The sequence below is a fragment of the Gordonia sp. LMA484 genome (assembly GCF_058129505.1).
In genome coordinates this window covers 2,587,065-2,604,131 of sequence record NZ_CM176700.1, presented here as the reverse complement: position 1 = coordinate 2,604,131, position 17,067 = coordinate 2,587,065, and the positions used below count along the sequence as shown (strand labels likewise).

General features: G+C 68.1%; 17 protein-coding genes. 12 read left to right on the top strand and 5 right to left on the bottom strand.

The annotated features are described in order from the left end of the window. The first annotated feature begins 53 nt into the window (after positions 1–53). From AC4AMJ_RS11415 to AC4AMJ_RS11405, 3 genes are read left to right on the top strand one after another with little or no spacing between them, the layout of a single operon-like run. Complete coding sequence (locus AC4AMJ_RS11415) at positions 54–1,262, top strand: cysteine desulfurase family protein (protein WP_489918080.1); 1,209 nt, start codon at positions 54–56, stop codon at positions 1,260–1,262. After that, complete coding sequence (gene mnmA, locus AC4AMJ_RS11410; protein WP_489896354.1) at positions 1,262–2,407, top strand: tRNA 2-thiouridine(34) synthase MnmA; 1,146 nt, start codon at positions 1,262–1,264, stop codon at positions 2,405–2,407. The genes AC4AMJ_RS11415 and mnmA overlap by 1 nt, the downstream gene beginning before the upstream one ends. Next, complete coding sequence (locus AC4AMJ_RS11405) at positions 2,404–3,426, top strand: uroporphyrinogen decarboxylase/cobalamine-independent methonine synthase family protein (protein WP_489918079.1); 1,023 nt, start codon at positions 2,404–2,406, stop codon at positions 3,424–3,426. Before mnmA ends, AC4AMJ_RS11405 begins: the two co-directional genes overlap by 4 nt. Positions 3,427–3,662: 236 nt before the next feature. On the opposite strand, the gene AC4AMJ_RS11400 is transcribed toward AC4AMJ_RS11405, so the two are convergent. Next, complete coding sequence (locus AC4AMJ_RS11400; RefSeq protein ID WP_489896352.1) at positions 3,663–4,052, bottom strand: MmcQ/YjbR family DNA-binding protein; 390 nt, start codon at positions 4,050–4,052, stop codon at positions 3,663–3,665. Positions 4,053–4,131: 79 nt separating this feature from the next. On the opposite strand from AC4AMJ_RS11400, the gene ligA reads away from it, so the two are divergent. Then, positions 4,132–6,210 carry an NAD-dependent DNA ligase LigA gene (ligA, locus tag AC4AMJ_RS11395; protein ID WP_489918078.1) on the top strand — a complete coding sequence of 693 codons (2,079 nt, stop codon included), beginning with the start codon at positions 4,132–4,134 and terminating at the stop codon, positions 6,208–6,210. Positions 6,211–6,213: 3 nt separating this feature from the next. Here ligA and AC4AMJ_RS11390 read toward each other — a convergent pair whose 3' ends face one another. After that, a complete protein-coding gene (locus tag AC4AMJ_RS11390; RefSeq protein ID WP_489896350.1) occupies positions 6,214–6,882 on the bottom strand; it encodes an ACT domain-containing protein in 669 nt (222 codons plus the stop codon). A 112-nt stretch (positions 6,883–6,994) separates the two neighbouring features. Between AC4AMJ_RS11390 and AC4AMJ_RS11385 the strand changes: the two genes are divergently transcribed. The 4 genes from AC4AMJ_RS11385 (at position 6,995) to gatA (ending at position 9,927) form a co-directional block, all read left to right on the top strand. Next, positions 6,995–7,396, top strand: coding sequence for a VOC family protein (locus AC4AMJ_RS11385; protein WP_489896349.1), 402 nt, complete (start codon positions 6,995–6,997; stop codon positions 7,394–7,396). Between the two features lie 51 nt (positions 7,397–7,447). After that, complete coding sequence (locus AC4AMJ_RS11380) at positions 7,448–8,035, top strand: antibiotic biosynthesis monooxygenase (protein ID WP_489896348.1); 588 nt, start codon at positions 7,448–7,450, stop codon at positions 8,033–8,035. 78 nt (positions 8,036–8,113) lie between these two features. Then, a complete protein-coding gene (gatC, locus tag AC4AMJ_RS11375; protein ID WP_489896347.1) occupies positions 8,114–8,428 on the top strand; it encodes an Asp-tRNA(Asn)/Glu-tRNA(Gln) amidotransferase subunit GatC in 315 nt (104 codons plus the stop codon). Between the two features lie 17 nt (positions 8,429–8,445). Continuing rightward, a complete protein-coding gene (gatA, locus tag AC4AMJ_RS11370; protein ID WP_489896346.1) occupies positions 8,446–9,927 on the top strand; it encodes an Asp-tRNA(Asn)/Glu-tRNA(Gln) amidotransferase subunit GatA in 1,482 nt (493 codons plus the stop codon). A 10-nt stretch (positions 9,928–9,937) separates the two neighbouring features. Here the strand turns inward: gatA and AC4AMJ_RS11365 are convergent, their stop codons facing one another. After that, positions 9,938–11,188: an alpha/beta-hydrolase family protein gene (locus AC4AMJ_RS11365; protein WP_489918077.1), complete on the bottom strand. Its 1,251-nt coding sequence runs from the start codon at positions 11,186–11,188 to the stop codon at positions 9,938–9,940. Beyond that, entirely contained in the window at positions 11,185–11,844 is a 660-nt protein-coding gene (locus AC4AMJ_RS11360) for a hypothetical protein (RefSeq protein WP_489918076.1), read from the bottom strand. The genes AC4AMJ_RS11365 and AC4AMJ_RS11360 overlap by 4 nt, the downstream gene beginning before the upstream one ends. A 179-nt stretch (positions 11,845–12,023) precedes the next feature. On the opposite strand from AC4AMJ_RS11360, the gene AC4AMJ_RS11355 reads away from it, so the two are divergent. The 3 genes from AC4AMJ_RS11355 to AC4AMJ_RS11345 all read left to right on the top strand — a co-directional run bounded on the left by AC4AMJ_RS11355 (position 12,024) and on the right by AC4AMJ_RS11345 (position 15,130). Next, entirely contained in the window at positions 12,024–13,292 is a 1,269-nt protein-coding gene (locus tag AC4AMJ_RS11355; protein ID WP_489896343.1) for a sensor histidine kinase, read from the top strand. 9 nt (positions 13,293–13,301) lie between these two features. Beyond that, positions 13,302–13,973: a response regulator gene (locus AC4AMJ_RS11350; protein WP_489918075.1), complete on the top strand. Its 672-nt coding sequence runs from the start codon at positions 13,302–13,304 to the stop codon at positions 13,971–13,973. Positions 13,974–14,095: 122 nt separating this feature from the next. After that, positions 14,096–15,130 carry a 6-phosphofructokinase gene (locus AC4AMJ_RS11345; protein ID WP_489896341.1) on the top strand — a complete coding sequence of 345 codons (1,035 nt, stop codon included), beginning with the start codon at positions 14,096–14,098 and terminating at the stop codon, positions 15,128–15,130. A 1-nt stretch (position 15,131) separates the two neighbouring features. Here AC4AMJ_RS11345 and AC4AMJ_RS11340 read toward each other — a convergent pair whose 3' ends face one another. After that, positions 15,132–15,386, bottom strand: coding sequence for a PspC domain-containing protein (locus AC4AMJ_RS11340; RefSeq protein WP_489896340.1), 255 nt, complete (start codon positions 15,384–15,386; stop codon positions 15,132–15,134). 143 nt (positions 15,387–15,529) lie between these two features. Here AC4AMJ_RS11340 and gatB point away from each other — a divergent pair, with 143 nt between their 5' ends. Beyond that, positions 15,530–17,032 carry an Asp-tRNA(Asn)/Glu-tRNA(Gln) amidotransferase subunit GatB gene (gatB, locus tag AC4AMJ_RS11335; protein WP_489896339.1) on the top strand — a complete coding sequence of 501 codons (1,503 nt, stop codon included), beginning with the start codon at positions 15,530–15,532 and terminating at the stop codon, positions 17,030–17,032. Positions 17,033–17,067: the final 35 nt, after the last annotated feature.

The following is a 17,067-nucleotide window of genomic DNA, read 5'->3' as shown; positions in this document are numbered from 1 at the left end:
CCCGACCGACGGGAATTGGTCCGCAGTGCCGACGCGTTTATCCTTGCAAAGACATGTCCACGCCCTCCCGAGCCCCCGTGTACCTCGACCATGCCGCTTCGACGGTCATGATGCCCGAAGCCGTCGAGGCGATGACTGCTGTGTTCGCACAGCCGGGGAACGCCTCGTCGCTGCACGGTTCCGGACGCTGGGCCCGTCGTCGGCTGGAGGAGGCCCGCGAATCGGTGGCGGCCTCGGTGGGTGCGCGCCCGTCCGAGGTCATCTTCACCGGCGGAGGCACCGAGGCCGACAACCTCGCGCTCAAGGGGATCTACTGGGCGCGCCGACGTCAGCAGCCGGAACGTCGGCGCCTGATCGTGTCCGCCGTCGAGCACCACGCCATCCTGGACCCGGCGATGTGGCTGGCCGACGTGGCCGATGCGGAACTGGTGATCGCCCCGGTCGATGAGGACGGGTTCGTCTCACCGGCGTGGCTGCGAGCCGAGCTCGAGTCGCACGCGGAACAGACCGCGGTCATCTCCGTGATGTGGGCCAACAACGAGGTCGGGACCATCGAGCCGGTCGCGGAAATCGCCGCGTTGGGGGCCGAGTTCGGTGTGCCGGTGCATTCCGACGCCATCCAGGCGGTGGGTCACATCCCGGTCGATTTCGGCGCCAGCGGTCTGTCCGCGCTCAGTCTGGCCGCCCACAAGTTCGGCGGACCGCAGGGCGTCGGGGCGCTGCTGCTACGGCGCGACGTCGAGTGCGTGCCGCTCCTGCACGGAGGCGGCCATGAGCGCGATGTGCGTTCCGGCACACAGGATGTCGCCGGCGCGGTCGGGATGGCCACGGCGCTGCGGGTGGCGGTCGATCGCATGTCCGAGAACACGCGAGCGGTCACCGAGCTGCGTGACCGGCTGTTCGAGACCCTGCTCGACCTGCCGGGGACCGTCGCCAACGGTCCGCGTGATGATCGCCGACTCCCCGGCAACGTCCATGTGTCCTTCGACGGCTGCGAAGGCGACTCGCTGCTGATGTTGCTCGACGCCAACGGCGTCGAGTGCTCGACCGGGTCCGCCTGCACGGCCGGCGTCGCTCAGGCGAGCCATGTGCTGCTGGCGATGGGACTCGACGTCCCCACCGCGCGCGGATCGCTGCGGTTCTCGTTGGCGCCGACGACGACGGCGGCCGACATAGCGGCTGTGGCGGAGGTGATCGGCCAGGTCGTCGATCGGGCCCGTGCCGCAGGCCTCGTGTCATCGCCGATCGGGAAGGGACGCTGATGCGGGTACTCGCAGCCATGAGCGGAGGTGTGGACTCCTCGGTCGCCGCGGCCCGCGCGGTCGACGCGGGCCACGAGGTCGTCGGGGTCCACCTGGCACTGTCGACCGCTCCCGGCGCGCTGAGGACCGGATCGCGGGGATGTTGCTCCCGGGAGGATGCCTCCGATGCCCGCCGGGTGGCCGATGTTCTCGGTATCCCGTTCTACATCTGGGATTTCGCCGATCGCTTCAAGGACGACGTCATCGACGAGTTCGTCGACGCCTACGCCGCGGGCCAGACCCCGAACCCGTGTCTGACGTGCAATGAGAAGATCAAGTTCGCCGCGCTCGCACAGAAGGCGGTGGCGCTGGGTTTCGACGCCCTCGCGACGGGCCACTATGCGCAGCTGGCCGACGGGCAGCTGCGTCGCGCGGTCGACGAGGACAAGGACCAGTCGTACGTGTTGGCGGTTCTGACCGCCGAGCAGCTCGACCGGGCGATGTTCCCGATCGGCGACACCCCGAAGAGCGAGATCCGTGCGGAGGCGGCACGACGCGGGCTGGCCGTGGCCGAGAAGCCCGACTCACATGACATCTGCTTCATCCCCACCGGCGACACCCGCGCCTTTCTCGGCGCGCGTATCGGCATCCGGCCCGGCGCGGTCGTCGACGCCGACACCGGTGACCGCCTGGCCGAGCACGACGGCGTCCACGGATTCACCATCGGTCAGCGCAAGGGATTGGGCATCGAGGCGCCCGCCGCCGACGGTCAGCCGCGCTACGTCACCGAGATCGACCCCGAATCAGGAACCGTCACAGTCGGTTCCGCGTCCCACCTGGATGTCTGGTCGATCACCGCGCACCGCGCGGTGTGGACCTCGGGCGAGACACCCGATGGGCCCGTCGACGCGATGGTCCAGGTGCGGGCGCACGGAGGTCTGGCGCCGGTTCGGGCCACACCGGTGGTGCGCGACGGACAGCCGATGATCGATCTCGCGCTCGCGGAACCGCTCACCGGGGTGGCCAGAGGCCAGGCCGCGGTGCTGTACCTGCCCGATCCGGAGCGTGGTGACCTGGTCCTCGGGTCGGGGCGGATCCTGGCGACCTCCTCCGATCCCGCCACCGGTGCGCGGTCGAGTCGGGTCGCGGCCGGCGTCGACCGGTGAACTCGACGGACAAGGCATTCACCGGCGGTACCGGCACCGGTATCGGATCGATGCCCGGCACGGATGCCCGTGAGGCCGCCGCGGTGATCAACGGGCAACTCGACTTCGCCCACCTCGCCGAACTTCCCGCCCGCGGCCTCGGAGCCGATATGGTCGGCCGGATGGCGGCGGTTCTCGTCGACCTGCCCATGGATGCCGGTACCTGGGGCTACCGGCTGGCAGCGCGTGGTTCGGCGGTCTCACGACGCGCCCGAGATCATCTCCAGGCCGACCTCGACGCCGTCGAAGAAATCTGGGACACCGCAGGGTTCATCGGGACCGGGCGGCGGTTCAAGGTCCAGGTGTGCGGTCCGTTCACCCTGTCGGCTTCGGTGGAACTTCCCGCGGGTCACAAGGTCCTGCGTGATCGTGGCGCCTGGCGGGATGTGGTCGACTCGACGGCCGAAGGCGTGCGTGAACTGGTCGGCGATGTCACGCGGCGCCTGGGTGCCGAGATCGTGGTCCAGTACGACGAACCCTTGATCGGGCAGGTCCTCGACGGCACGGTGACGCCGCTCACCCGTTTCGACACCATCCCCGCGGTCCCGGTCGCCGACGTCGTCGAGTCGCTCACCGAGATGATCGACCACGTCGGTCGGCCGGCGATCGTGCACAACTGTGCCGCGCCGCGCTGGGACCTCATCGAACGTCTGCGCGCGGTCGCCTGGTCCTTGGACGTGACCAACCCGACGGCGTCCGACCTCGACGGAATCGGGGCGCTGATCGACCGGGGCGACATCCTCGTCGCCGGGATCGTGCCCAGCGTCGGTGGCGATGGTCGACTACGTGCGGAGACGGTCGCCGAGCGCCTCGCCGGCCTCGTCGATCGGATCGGTCTCGAGCGAAAAGTGCTGTCGGAGAACGTCGTCGTCAGTCCCACGTGTGGGCTCGCGGGTGCGACACCCGAGTGGGCCACCACCGCGCTGGGCATCTGCGCAGAGGCCGGTGATCTGCTGGCCACCGACCCGGCCGCCATCTGAGATCGCAGGCAACCCGCAACCTCGCCGACAGAACCCGCGATCGCGCCGACAGAACCCCCAATCGCGCCGAGAGAACCCCCAATCGTGCCGACAGAACCCGGAATCACGTCGACAGAACCCACGATCGCGCCGACAGAACCCGGGATCCCGCCGACAGAACCCACGATCGTGCCGAGAGAACCCGGGATCGCGCCGAGAGAACCCCCAATCGCGCCGACAGAACCCGCGACGGTCGATCAGCCCGGGGCCGAATCCAGTTTCGCGATCGAGCTCTTGGGTGCGATCTGGCGATAACTGGCGTCGAGCAGTTCGCCCACCTCGGTCCAGTCGGTGTCGGCGTCGAGCTTGATCCCCAACCAGCCGTACGCACCCACGTACGCGGGAAAGTAGAAGCGGTCGTCTGCCAGCAGCGCCTCACGCTCGGCCGGGTCGGGGATGAACAGCAGTGACTGATCGTGGCGCGCGCCGCCTTTGACGCTGCCGCCATAGTTGCCGAACAGCTTCCCGCACCGGAACGTCGGTCGTCCGTGCGACACCGCCTCGGTCGCATCGGGAAATGCCAGTGCCAGTTCGCGTACGCGGATCAGGAACGGATCGTCGTCGTCGAACATGATCGGGTGTGGCATGCGTTTCAGACTAGGACGACGGGCCGATCCTGTCAGCGGGCCCGGATAGTCTCTTTGACGTGACAGATAGGCTTTTGACGTGGCAGAAGAAGGCGGCACGACGGACGTGAGCAGCGACCTGCGAGAGAAGTGGACCGCGCTGGCGGACGAGATCCGCGATCACCAGTTCCGCTACTACGTCAAGGATGCGCCGATCATCACCGACGGCGAATTCGATCGGCTCCTGCGCACATTGCAGGAACTCGAGGACGACCATCCGGAGCTCGCCACGCCCGATTCGCCGACGAAACTCGTCGGCGGTGGATTCTCGACGGCGTTCACACCCGTCGATCACCTCGAGCGGATGATGTCGCTCGACAACGTCTTCGACTCCGACGAGATGCGGACCTGGGTGGATCGCGTCGAGGCGGAGACCGGCGCGGGCGTCGATTTCCTCTGTGAACTCAAGATCGACGGCGTCGCACTCTCGCTGGTCTACACCGACGGCACGCTCACGCGGGCCGTCACCCGCGGCGACGGTCGCACCGGTGAGGACGTGACCCTCAACGCCCGCACCATCGACGACATCCCGCAGCGGCTGAGTGTCTCCGACGACTTCCCGATTCCACACGTGTTGGAGGTCCGGGGCGAGGTCTTCTTCCGCGGGGAGGACTTCGAGGTGCTCAACGCGTCGCTGGTCGCCGACGGCAAGGCCCCGTTCGCCAATCCCCGTAACTCCGCCGCCGGCTCGCTGCGCCAGAAGAACCCGCAGGTGACCGCCCGCCGCAAGCTGCGGATGATCTGTCACGGGATCGGTCACACCGAGGGCTGGCGGCCACAGTCCCTGCACGACGCCTACCTCGCGCTCGGTGCCTGGGGGCTGCCGGTGTCCGATCACACCACCAAGGTCGACGGCATCGGCCAGATCCTGGACAAGATCGCCTATTGGGGTGAGCACCGTCACGACGTGGAACACGAGATCGACGGGATCGTCGTCAAGGTCGACGACGTCACCTTCCAGCGGCGTCTCGGGTCCACCTCACGTGCGCCGCGCTGGGCGATCGCCTACAAGTACCCGCCGGAGGAGGCCACCACCAAGCTCCTCGACATCAAGGTCGGTGTCGGCCGGACGGGTCGGGTCACCCCCTTCGCGTTCATGGAACCGGTGCTGGTGGCGGGATCGACCGTCTCCCGCGCCACCCTGCACAACGAATCGGAGGTCCGGCGCAAGGGCGTCCTGATCGGCGACACGGTCACGATCCGTAAGGCCGGCGACGTGATCCCCGAGGTTCTCGGCCCCGTCGTCGACGTCCGCGACGGCAGCGAACGCGAGTTCGTGATGCCCACGCACTGCCCCGAATGTGGGACGCCTCTGCGCCCCGAGAAGGAGAGCGACGCCGACATCCGGTGTCCCAACTCCGAATCCTGTCCGGCACAGCTGCGGGAGCGGTTGTTCCACATCGCCGGCCGCGGATCGTTCGACATCGAGGCGCTCGGCTACGAGGCCGCGACCGCGTTGCTCACCTCGGGCGTGATCGGCAACGAGGGCGACCTCTTCTCCCTGACCGCCGACGACCTCGCGAAGACCGATCTCTTCACCACCAAGTCCGGTGCATTGTCCGCCAACGGGAAGCGCCTGCTGGCGAACCTCGACGGCGCCAAGCAGGTTCCGCTGTGGCGTGTATTGGTCGGCCTGTCCATCCGGCATGTCGGCCCCACCGCCGCGCGCGCACTGGCCACCGAATTCGGATCGCTCGCTGCGATCGAGGCCGCGACCGTCGAGGAACTGGCCGACGTCGAGGGCCTGGGAATGACTCTGGCACAGTCCATCCGCGACTGGTTCGAGGTGGACTGGCATCGCGACGTCATCGAGAAGTGGCGTGCCGCAGGTGTTTCCATGGAAGACGAACGCGACGAGTCCATGCCGCGGACCCTGGAGGGCAAGACGGTCGTGGTGACGGGCTCGCTGGAGGACTTCTCGCGCGACGGTGCCAAGGAGGCGATCCTGGTACGCGGCGGAAAGGCGTCGGGTTCGGTGTCGAAGAAGACCGACTATGTCGTGGTCGGCGATTCTCCCGGCACCAAGGCGGCCAAGGCCGAGCAACTGGGTGTACCGATCCTCGACGAAGACGGTTTCAAACGGTTGCTGGAGACCGGCGAGGCGCCGGAGCCTGGGTAGCGCTCAGCTGTCCGCGCGCAACACCGTGCCGACGATGCCGGCCAGATAGCCGAGCCGGGCGATCTCCGACGGTCGGAAGTCCGGACCGCCGATCCGGCCGAGCAGGATGGCCTTCTGGCTGTCGCCGAGCGGTGCCGCCGCGAGGCGGGTGTCCATGTCCTGCCACGGCTCGGGCACCCAGTCGGCGGTGGCGTCGAGTTGCGCCGCACGTTCGATCGGCAGCCAGTCCGCTCGGGTGAGTGGCGTCTCCGGGGCGCCGGAGCTGCCGAAGAGCTGCAGTACGCCGCCGCTCGCGCTGGTGATGACCATCGCCCACGAGACGCGCAGGACGCGCGGCGTGTTGTCGACGAGAACCTGCAGTCGATCGTCGTCGGAGGTGGCCACCTGGTCGACGAGTTCGAGCTCTCTGTGCGTATCGAGGACGCCGGCGTACGGACGGATCGAGTCCACCCGCACGCCCTTGAGCTTCTCGGCGGCGGTGATCAACCCATCGGGCAGGGAACCGGGCGCGATGTCGACGACCAGGTCGTCGACGGCGTAGCCCTCGCCACGCTCGACGACCTCCAGGGACAGGATGTCGGCTCCGACCGAGCCGAGCTGGACGGCGAGCAGTCCCAGGCTGCCCGGTCGATCCTCGAGGTAGACGCGCAGCAGGTACGACACGCGGCTCATTGTCGCACTGAGGTGTGTCCGCCGTGTGACGAGACGGTGCCTGTCGCACTATGTCCCTGCTCACCGCGGGTGGGCGTGGTGGCGGGGGACTCACACCACTAACGTGATCAGGGTGACCGGAACACCGCCGTTGCACGGCCTACACCACGTCACCCTGTCGGTTGCCGACCTGGACGTCTCCGTCGATTGGTACGTTCGGGTGCTCGGATTCACCGAGGTGGCGCGCGCCACAGTCGACGGCAAGGACAAGGCCCGGATCGAACGTCCCGACACCGCGCCGATCAGCTTTGTCGCCCACAATGATTCGACCGTGGATGGTGAGTTCGACGAACGGCGGGCCGGTCTCGACCACCTCTCGTTCGCGCTCGCTGACCGCGCCGAACTGGAGTTGTGGCTCGGTGTCCTCGACGCACACGGGGTGCCGCACGGTGAGATCGTGCAGGGCACCATGGGTTTCGTGGTCTCGTTCCGGGACCCGGACAACATCGCCTTGGAGTTCTACACCCTGGTGTGACGCCCGACTCGCGGGCGTGCGCGTGGGCCGCAGGGACGTCACCATGGGGCCATGCCCGACAACGACGCCTCCGTACCCGCCGAACCCGGGGACTCGACCCAGGTCACCGCATCGGTCGCCCGTCGTATCGAACCCGGCCGCGAACACGATTTCATCAGTTGGACCGACGCGGGGATCGCTTTGGCCCGGACGTTTCCGGGCTTTCTCGGCGGCGGCTGGCTGCGGAACTCACGGATCGACGACGAGTACTACGTGGTGTATCGATTCGCCGACGAACAGTGCATGGACGATTGGGTGACGTCTCCGGTGCGCCGGGCGTGGCTGTCGCGCGGCGAGGGGGTCGCGGTCGAGTACGCCACGCATCGTCTGTCCGGGATCGAGGGGTGGTTCGAGCCGCAACAGCACCTGACGAATGCGGTGCGAGTGCAGGGCGCGCCGCCGGCGCGGTGGAAGCAGGCGATCACCATCTGGCTCGGATTCTTCCCGATGTCGCTGCTGATCAATCTGCTGGTGATCAATCATCTCGATGGCCTACCGGTGGTGCTCAAGACGCTGATCGCGACCGTGATCAACACCCCGCTGATGGTCTACCTGATCCTGCCCTGGCTGACCGCGCGGCTGAAACGCTGGCTGGACTGACGACCGCGTGGCCGGTGGCGGGACACCCTCCCATAGGCTGGTGGGGAACACGCATGACACGGCGAGAAAGGACCTGGCATGTCCAGCGGATCAGAGTCGGCGATCTCGCGCGAAGAGGTCGCACACCTGGCTCGGTTGTCGCGGCTCGCGCTGACCGACGACGAACTCGATCAATACGCGCAGCAACTCGACTCGATCCTGGCGCACGTCGCGCAGGTGTCGGAGGTTGCCGCCGATGACGTGCCGGGCACGGCGCATCCCGCCGAGCTCGCCAATGTGCTGCGCCCGGATGTGGTGGTTCCCGGCCTGACCAATGCGGAAGCGCTCTCGGGTGCTCCGGCCGTGGAGCAGGAACGATTCGCCGTACCGCAGATCCTGGGGGAGGAACAGTGACGTCCGAGGACAGGTCCGTGACCCGGGCGGCCGGTGAGATCACCGGTCTGTCCGCTGCCGAGCTCGCCGAGAAGATCGGCGCCCGCGAGTTGTCGTCGGTCGAGGTCACCCAGGCCCACCTGGATCGCATCGCCGAGGTCGACGATCAGCTCGGCGCCTTCCTGCACGTCAGCGGGGCCGAGGCGCTCGTCGCCGCCAAGGCCGCCGACGACGCGATCGCGGCCGGCGAGGCGCCGTCGCCGCTCGCCGGGGTGCCGATCGCTCTCAAGGACGTCTTCACCACCGTCGACGCGCCCACCACCTGCGGATCGAGGATCCTCGAAGGCTGGGTTCCGCCCTATGACGCGGCGGTCACCGAACGGTTGCGGGCGGCCGGCATGCCGATCCTCGGCAAGACCAACATGGACGAGTTCGCGATGGGCAGCTCCACCGAGAACTCGGCCTATCAGGTGACCCGGAACCCATGGGACACCACCAAGATCCCGGGTGGCTCCGGCGGCGGCAGCGCAGCGGCGCTCGCGTCGTATGAGGCGCCGCTGGCCATCGGCACCGACACCGGTGGCTCGATCCGTCAGCCGGCAGCGGTGACGGCCACCGTCGGGGTGAAACCGACCTACGGCACCGTCTCCCGCTATGGCCTGGTGGCCTGCGCATCCTCCCTCGACCAGGGCGGCCCGTGCGGCCGAACCGTCCTCGACACCGCATTGCTGCACGCGGTGATCGCCGGGCACGACCACCGTGACTCCACCTCGATCGACGCACCTGTTCCCGACGTCGTCGCGGCCGCGAAATTCGGTGCACAGCAGGATCTCTCGGGTGTGCGAATCGGTGTGGTCACCGAGTTGCAGGGCGAGGGGTATCAGACCGGCGTCCTCGATTCGTTCCGCGCGGCGCTGAAGGTGCTGACTGATCGCGGTGCGGAGGTCGTCGAGGTGTCGTGCCCGCACTTCACCTATGCATTGGGCGCCTACTACCTGATCCTGCCGTCGGAGGTGTCGTCGAACCTCGCTCGTTTCGACGCGATGCGATACGGCCTGCGGGTCGGCGACGATGGAACGCGCAGCGCCGAAGAAGTGATGGCGCTGACGCGAGACGCCGGCTTCGGTCCAGAGGTGAAGCGACGCATCATGATCGGCACGTATGCGTTGTCGTCGGGTTACTACGACGCCTACTACGGGCAGGCGCAGAAGGTGCGTACTCTCATCGCCCGCGACTTCGCCGCGGCGTTCGAGAAGGTCGACGTGCTCGTGTCGCCGACCACGCCGACGACCGCGTTCGCGCTCGGCGAGAAGGTCGATGATCCGCTCGCGATGTACCTGTTCGACCTGTGCACCCTGCCGGTGAACCTTGCCGGTGTCGGCGCGATGTCGGTGCCATCGGGTCTGTCCGGCGACGACGGGATGCCGGTCGGACTGCAGATCATGGCACCCGCACTCGCCGATGACCGGCTCTACCGGGTCGGCGCGGCCTACGAGGCGGCTCGCGGCCCGATCGAATAGGCGCTGACACTCATCGGTGCGGGTCCCACGTGCCTGCTTGTTCGGTGCCATATCGGTGGCCCACTCCGATCGGTCCGTCGAGTGACGTCAGCAGATCGGCGCTGGTCTGGACGAAGCTCGCCACCGGGAACCAGGGCGGTTGCCGGACGGCGCGGCCGGTGACGACCGTTCCGGCCGGCATGCGTGCCGGTCGCCAGAGCAGTGAGAGTGACCAGCGCGGAACGGGATCCGACGGGTTGGCGACGATGGACCGGGGCGGCCCGGCGGAATCGCCACGGCCGATGGTGCCGTCGGGCACGCCCGCCAGCACGGTACCGTCGACGGCCCCGGGATGGTGACGCTTCGCCCACGCGCGGGCGTCTTCGGCGCCGACCGCGCCCAGGCTCTGACCGTAGAGATAGATCCGGGGACGTCGCCCGACGGGCCGACCGTCCACGAGGTCGACGACGTGGTCGAGGAGCGCGATCGCGCTGCGCCCCGCGGCGGAGCGATCACCGACGAACGCCTGCCACGACGGACTGTTCGCGTATTGCACTGCGAGGACCGTGACGTCGCCGGCGAAGCGGCCGACGAACCCGGTCACCGCGGCATCGTCCACCCACCCGGATCCGGTCGGCACCGCGATCACCACCGCGGAACGGTCCAGGCCGCCGTCGCTGGCCCACCGGCGCACCAGTTCACCGCTCCGACGCTCGATGGTCGAGCTATCCGCGGGTGCATACAGCACTCCCGCGGGAGCCTCCCGTGGCGCCGACGGCGAGTCATCGGCGTGTGCGGCCGGAAGCAGACCGGCCAGCAGCGCGATGGCGGTGGCGCCGATCAGGGCCGTGGCCCGAGGAGTGAAGACGATCGCGCCGAACACGACCATCGCGGGCACGACGGTTGCGACCGGCCATACGATGCCGACGTGTGGCAGCGCCAGATCGGTTCGCACGCCGTTCTGCCACGCCATGCTCAGCAATCCCAAGCACAACACTGTGCCCGCCGCGGCGGCGAGGGCCGCGAGGTCGGCCGGCGGCCGGCTCGAGCGGCGGCGTGCGGCGACAGACCCGACGATCGTCATGATTCCGACGCACGCGGCGGTGAGAGGTCCCGAGATGGCCACGGGGCGGGGCAGTCCGGCCGGCCACAACGCCACCAGCGCCCCGATCACGGCACACAGCGAGACAAGCGGATGCGGCAACGACACGGCGAGCCGCCGCGGATACCGGAGCTGATCGGTGGTCGATGTCGGCGGGGTGAGGGTGGCCGAGGTGCTCATCGGGTCCCCAAGCGCCGATCGACGAGCTCCGCCCACCCGCGCCCGATTCCGGAGGACACGATCTGCCCGGCGGACTCGACGGCGGTGGGTGGCCCGTCGTACTGACGCCACGTGTTGAGACCGAGACCGGTTCGCACGAGGCCCACCGCGACGAGACACATCGGCGAACTGCAGGAGTCGCGCATCCGATCGACCAGCATGCGGTCGAGATCGAGCCGGGCCCAGCGACCGAGCGGGTGCCCGGTGTGGGCGGCGAATCGCAACACGTCATAGCCGAAGTCGTGCGTGCGGCACGCGTTGTCGAAGCGTCGGGGCAACGGGATGGGCGACGAGCAACTGCCGTCGGGGTCGACCGGATGGCCGTCGACGACCGTCGGTCGATACCCGAAGTCCGCGACGAAGCCGGTGGGCAGTTCATCGAGTGCCTGCGCGGTACGCCCGGCAGTGAGATCGCGGATGACCCGCCCGGCGGGCGTCACGAGATCTGCACCTGCGGCAACGGGATTCGGACGCGTCTGATTGACCCGAGGTCCGGTCTCTGCTGCCGCGGCCGGCCACACCGGGGCGAGTGTTGTTGTCGCCGAGGCGATGAGCAGAAGAATCGCCGTGGTCACCCGGGGTCGGTGCCGGCGTGTGTTCCGGTGCGCAGATGTCATGGCACCGACGCTAGGAATCGCCGGCACCGGGTCACATCGCACGCGATGGTGATTGGCGGGGCGCCATCGCGTGGGATCGGGCTGCCCGATACGCCCCTGGCGGGGGATGGCCTTCTCCCTCGAAAGTATGAGGACGCGGGGTGGTGCGCCGCCTACCGTGGGTGAACGAGGTGATGGTGATGTTCCGGAGAACCAGAGGGATGATCGGGTCGGCAGGCGCGGCCGCGGTCCGTGAGGTGCGTGCGCTGCCCGCCGTGCAGGACCCGGCCGTACGGCACTATTTCGGGTCGAGGGCCAACTGGTTCTTCCTGGTGGTCGCCGCGATCATGTATGCGGTCTCCTGGCCGACGCTGACCCTCACCCATTCGATGCCGGCGTATGCGTTGCCGGTGGTGGCCGCTTTCGCGGCGTGGCCGATCGCGCTGGCCTGGTCCGCCCCGTTGGTGGCGTGGGCCATCTCGGTCGTCTCCGCTCAGATGATCGGACTGGTGGTGCCGACGGTCAACGGATGGCCCTGGTCGATCCAGGTGACCCATCTGATCGTGCTGCTCGTCCTCACCGTCTGCGCCTATCTCCGCTGCGCCCTGCAGTGGATTCCGGTTGTGTGGATCAGCACGGCGATCGTGATGTGGCTGGCCGCACCTGCCGACGCCCGTGGCGGATGGGTGTTCGGACTGACGTTCGTCGCGGTGGTGGTGGCGTTGGTGCGCTTCCTGGTCCGATCACGCCGCCAGTTGGCGCAGAGCGCGGAGCAGACGCAGCTCGCGCAGTCGCAGAAGACGATCCTGCAGGAGCGTGCGCGCATCGCCCGCGATCTGCACGACGTTGTGGCACATCGGATGTCCGTGGTGGTGGTGATGGCCCAGACCGCTCGTTACCGAGTCGACGACGTGAGCGAGCACGCGGCGGCGGAGTTCGAGGCCATCGCGGTCGCCGCGCGGGCATCGCTGGACGAGGTGCGCCAACTTCTCGGCGTGCTGCGGACCGATGGCGAGCCGACCGCATCACCGAATCCCGGTGTCGGTGACGTGGAGACGTTGGTCAGGCAGACCCGGATGACCGGCGCCGTGGTGGACCTGGCGGACTCCGTGCCTCATGACATGGTCGGCGAGGCTTGCGGATTGGTCATCTACCGCATCGTGCAGGAAAGCCTCGCGAACGCCACCCGGCATGCTCCGGGGTCGCGCATCGAGATCCAGATCGCACCCCGCGTCGCCGGCGTCGTCGAGCTCGAGATCAGGAATTCGGCGGCCACCGCCGAGCCGGTGCGGATCGCCGGACCTGGCAGCGGCATCCCGGGCATGCGCGAGCGGGCCGCAGCGGTCGGCGGTGTGTTGACGACCGAACCGACCGGCGACGGCGGATTCGTGGTCCGTGCGACCATCCCGGGACAGGGCGCGCACGCGGTCGGATCGGCCGCCGAATCGGCGTCGCGGCCGGGCGAATAGGGTATGCCGGTGGCCGTTACCGTGGTTGTCGTCGACGATCAGGCAATGGTGCGTCAGGGTTTCTCGGCCCTGCTCGGCGCCCAGCCCGACATCTCTGTCCTCGGCGATGCCGCTGACGGCGTCGCCGCGATCGAGCTCTGTGCGCGCGTACGGCCGGATGTCGTCCTGATGGATGTGCGGATGCCCCGCAAGGACGGTCTGCGCGCCGCCGAGGAGATCCTGCGCTCGGCTTCCGGTCGCGACGGATCGCCGACCGGGGCGGCAACCCGGATCCTCATGCTGACCACCTTCGACATCGACGACTACGTCTACGAGGCGTTACGGATCGGTGCCTCGGGATTCCTGCTCAAGGACGCCCCGGCGGACGAACTGGTCCGAGCCGTACGGGTGGTCGCGGCGGGGGAGGCGCTGCTGGCGCCGTCGATCACACGTCGCCTGATCGCGGAGGTGACGGCGCGGCGATCGCGGTCACCTCGCAGCCGCGCGGCCGATGTGCTCACTCCCCGTGAACGCGAAGTGCTCGACCACGTCGCGGACGGCAAGTCCAACGGCGAGATCGCAACCGAACTGTTCGTGTCCGAGCAGACGGTGAAGACGCATGTCAGCAGTGTGTTGTCCAAACTCGGACTCCGTGACCGCGCGCAGGCCGTCGTCTTCGCCTACGAGAACGGACTCAAGTGACCGGAGACGGCGTCCTCACCACCGGATGATTCTCTCTCGGTGACATCCGGCGGCGGAGGCCGTCGCCCACTAGATTGTGTGGGGAACGTGTCAGCGGTGGTCGGCAGAGAGGTCTCACGGTAATGGCCAAGAGGTTCGGCATTCTCACCAGCGGCGGTGACTGCCCTGGACTGAACGCGGTGATCCGTGGCGCGGTGCTCAAGGGTGAAACCGTCTACGGACACGAGTTCGTCGGCTTCAAGGACGGTTGGTACGGCCTTGTCTACGGAGACATCATCGAACTCGACCGCACCCGGGTTCGTGGTCTGTCCCACGAGGGTGGAACCATTCTCGGGACCAGCCGATTCGGGCCCTATCACGAACCGGACGGCGGCGCCGAGAACATCAAGAAGGTGCTCAAGAACCTCGGCATCGACGGTGTCATCGCGATCGGCGGCGAGGGCACGGCGTCGGCGTCCAAGCGCCTCTACGAGGACGGCATCAACATCGTCGGGGTGCCGAAGACGATCGACAACGACCTGGACGCCACCGACTACACCTTCGGTTTCAACACCGCGGTGGAGATCGCCACCGAGGCCATCGACCGACTCCGCACGACCGGCAACTCGCACAAGCGCTGCATGGTCCTGGAGGTCATGGGCCGACACGCGGGCTGGATCGCGCTGTATTCGGGCATCGCCGGGGGTGCGCACGCGATCCTCATCCCGGAGCAGCCGGAGAGCCTCAACCAGATCTGTGCCTGGGCGACCAGCGTCAAGAACCGCGGCCGTGCGCCGATGGTGGTCGTGGCCGAGGGCTTCAAGCTTCCCGAGATGGAGGAGGCCTACTCGGACAAGGGTCTCGACGGCTTCAATCGGCCGCGTCTGGGCGGGATCGCCGAGGTGCTCGCCCCGCTGATCGAGGAACGGACCGGTATCGAGACCCGCGCCACTGTGCTCGGGCACATCCAGCGCGGCGGCGTACCCACCGCCTTCGACCGCGTTCTCGCCACCCGACTCGGCATGGCGGTCACCGACCTCTGCGCGGACAAGGGCTGGGGCAAGATGGTCGCGCTGAGCGGCACGGACATCGTGCGCGTCGACTTCGCCGACGCCCTCGCGAACCAGAAGTCGGTGCCGGCGGACCAGTATCAGGAGGTCCGCGTCATCTTCGGGTGAGTCAACTCGCGTACGGCGGGTAGGGCGGTGCGGCCACGATCGGCGGCGCGGCAACCGGTTCCCGTGGGATGACGATCCACAGCACCAGGTACAGCAGCACCTGAGGTCCCGGCAGCAGCACGGACGCGACGAACAGCACCCGTATGAGCGTCGGGTCCCAGCCGAAGCGCTTGGCGATGCCGCCGCAGACGCCGCCGAGCCAGGCATCGTCGCGCGAGCGCATCAATCGGGGAGTGGTCGGAACTGGTGTGGTCATCATGTTTCCTTTCTGATGTCTTCGACGCTACGCACGACGAACCGCGTCGGCATCGGGGATGACCCTGACCCCGACCCGGGTTTCGATGTCCGGGTGACCGGGCCACGCGCCCCGATGATCCGGCGAGCAATAAGATGTCACCCATGACTGCCGCCACCACGGAACTGCTCGACTACGACCAGGTCATCGCGAACTTCGATCCGGTGCTCGGGCTCGAGGTCCACGTCGAACTCGGCACCGAGACGAAGATGTTCTGCGGCTGCCCGACCGCATTCGGGGCCGAGCCCAACACCCAGGTGTGTCCGGTGTGCATCGGCCTGCCGGGATCGCTGCCGGTGGCCAACGTGAAGGCGATCGAGTCCGCGATCCGGATCGGACTGGCGCTGAACTGCTCGATCCGTCCGTCGAGCGTGTTCGCACGCAAGAACTATTTCTATCCCGATCAGCCGAAGAACTATCAGATCTCGCAGTACGACGAGCCGATCGCCTACGACGGCTACCTCGAGGTGCTCCTACCCGACGGCACCCCCTGGCGGGTCGAGATCGAACGTGCCCACATGGAGGAGGACACCGGCAAGTCGCTGCACATCGGCGGTTCGGGTCGCATCCACGGTGCGAGTCACTCGTTGCTGGACTACAACCGGGCCGGGGTTCCGTTGGTGGAGATCGTGACCAAGCCGATCGAAGGGGCGGGCGAGCGTGCCCCCGAGGTGGCCCGCGCCTACGTCACCGCACTGCGAGACCTGCTCAAGGCCCTTGACGTGTCGGACGTGCGGATGGACCAGGGTTCGTTGCGGTGCGATGCCAACGTGTCGTTGATGCGTAAGGGCGCAACGGAATTCGGCACGCGGACCGAGACCAAGAACGTCAACTCGCTGAAGAGCGTCGAGATCGCCGTGCGTTACGAGATGCGCCGGCAGGCCGCCATCCTGGAGGCCGGTGGCGAGATCGTGCAGGAGACCCGTCACTTCCACGAGAGCGACGGCACCACCTCGCCGGGACGCCGCAAGGAGACGGCGGAGGACTACCGGTACTTCCCGGAACCCGACCTGCCGCCCGTGCAACCCGATCCGTCGTGGATCGACGAGCTGTCCACGACCCTGCCGGAGATGCCGTGGGTGCGTCGCGCGCGTATCCAGGACGAGTGGGGCGTCTCCGACGAGGTGATGCGTGACCTGGTCAACGTGGGTGCCGTGGACCTCGTGATCGCCACGGTGGATGCCGGCGCCGGGGTGGAGGCCGCCCGCGGGTGGTGGGTGTCGTTCCTGGCCCAACAGGCGAACAGTCGGGGCACCGACCTGGCCGACCTGCCGATCACTCCCACCCAGGTGGCGACCATCATCGGTCTCGTCGACGAGGGCAAACTCACCACCAAGCTCGCGCAGCAGGTGGCTGTGGCGGTTCTCGACGGCGAGGGCGAGCCGGAGCAGGTCGTCGCCGACCGTGGCCTCGAGGTCGTCCGTGACGACTCCGCGCTGCAGAAGGCGGTCGACGACGCCCTCGCCAACAACCCCGACATCGCCGACAAGATTCGCGGCGGCAAGGTCGCGGCCGCAGGCAAGATCGTCGGTGACGTCATGAAGGCCACGCGTGGCCAGGCAGATCCGGCACGAGTCAAGGAATTGGTGCTCGCAGCCTGTCAGTGAGTTGTCACATCGGGCGCCCTCGCCCCGCCACCGGG

Coding starts and splice junctions, on each gene's coding strand:
- AC4AMJ_RS11415 (WP_489918080.1), top strand. CDS start 54: ATGTCCACGCCCTCCCGAGCCCCCGTGTACCTCGACCATGCCGCTTCG.
- mnmA (WP_489896354.1), top strand. CDS start 1,262: ATGCGGGTACTCGCAGCCATGAGCGGAGGTGTGGACTCCTCGGTCGCC.
- AC4AMJ_RS11400 (WP_489896352.1), bottom strand. CDS start 4,052: ATGCCACACCCGATCATGTTCGACGACGACGATCCGTTCCTGATCCGC.
- AC4AMJ_RS11390 (WP_489896350.1), bottom strand. CDS start 6,882: ATGAGCCGCGTGTCGTACCTGCTGCGCGTCTACCTCGAGGATCGACCG.
- AC4AMJ_RS11380 (WP_489896348.1), top strand. CDS start 7,448: ATGCCCGACAACGACGCCTCCGTACCCGCCGAACCCGGGGACTCGACC.
- gatC (WP_489896347.1), top strand. CDS start 8,114: ATGTCCAGCGGATCAGAGTCGGCGATCTCGCGCGAAGAGGTCGCACAC.
- AC4AMJ_RS11365 (WP_489918077.1), bottom strand. CDS start 11,188: ATGAGCACCTCGGCCACCCTCACCCCGCCGACATCGACCACCGATCAG.
- AC4AMJ_RS11360 (WP_489918076.1), bottom strand. CDS start 11,844: ATGACATCTGCGCACCGGAACACACGCCGGCACCGACCCCGGGTGACC.
- AC4AMJ_RS11355 (WP_489896343.1), top strand. CDS start 12,024: ATGTTCCGGAGAACCAGAGGGATGATCGGGTCGGCAGGCGCGGCCGCG.
- AC4AMJ_RS11345 (WP_489896341.1), top strand. CDS start 14,096: ATGGCCAAGAGGTTCGGCATTCTCACCAGCGGCGGTGACTGCCCTGGA.
- AC4AMJ_RS11340 (WP_489896340.1), bottom strand. CDS start 15,386: ATGACCACACCAGTTCCGACCACTCCCCGATTGATGCGCTCGCGCGAC.
- gatB (WP_489896339.1), top strand. CDS start 15,530: ATGACTGCCGCCACCACGGAACTGCTCGACTACGACCAGGTCATCGCG.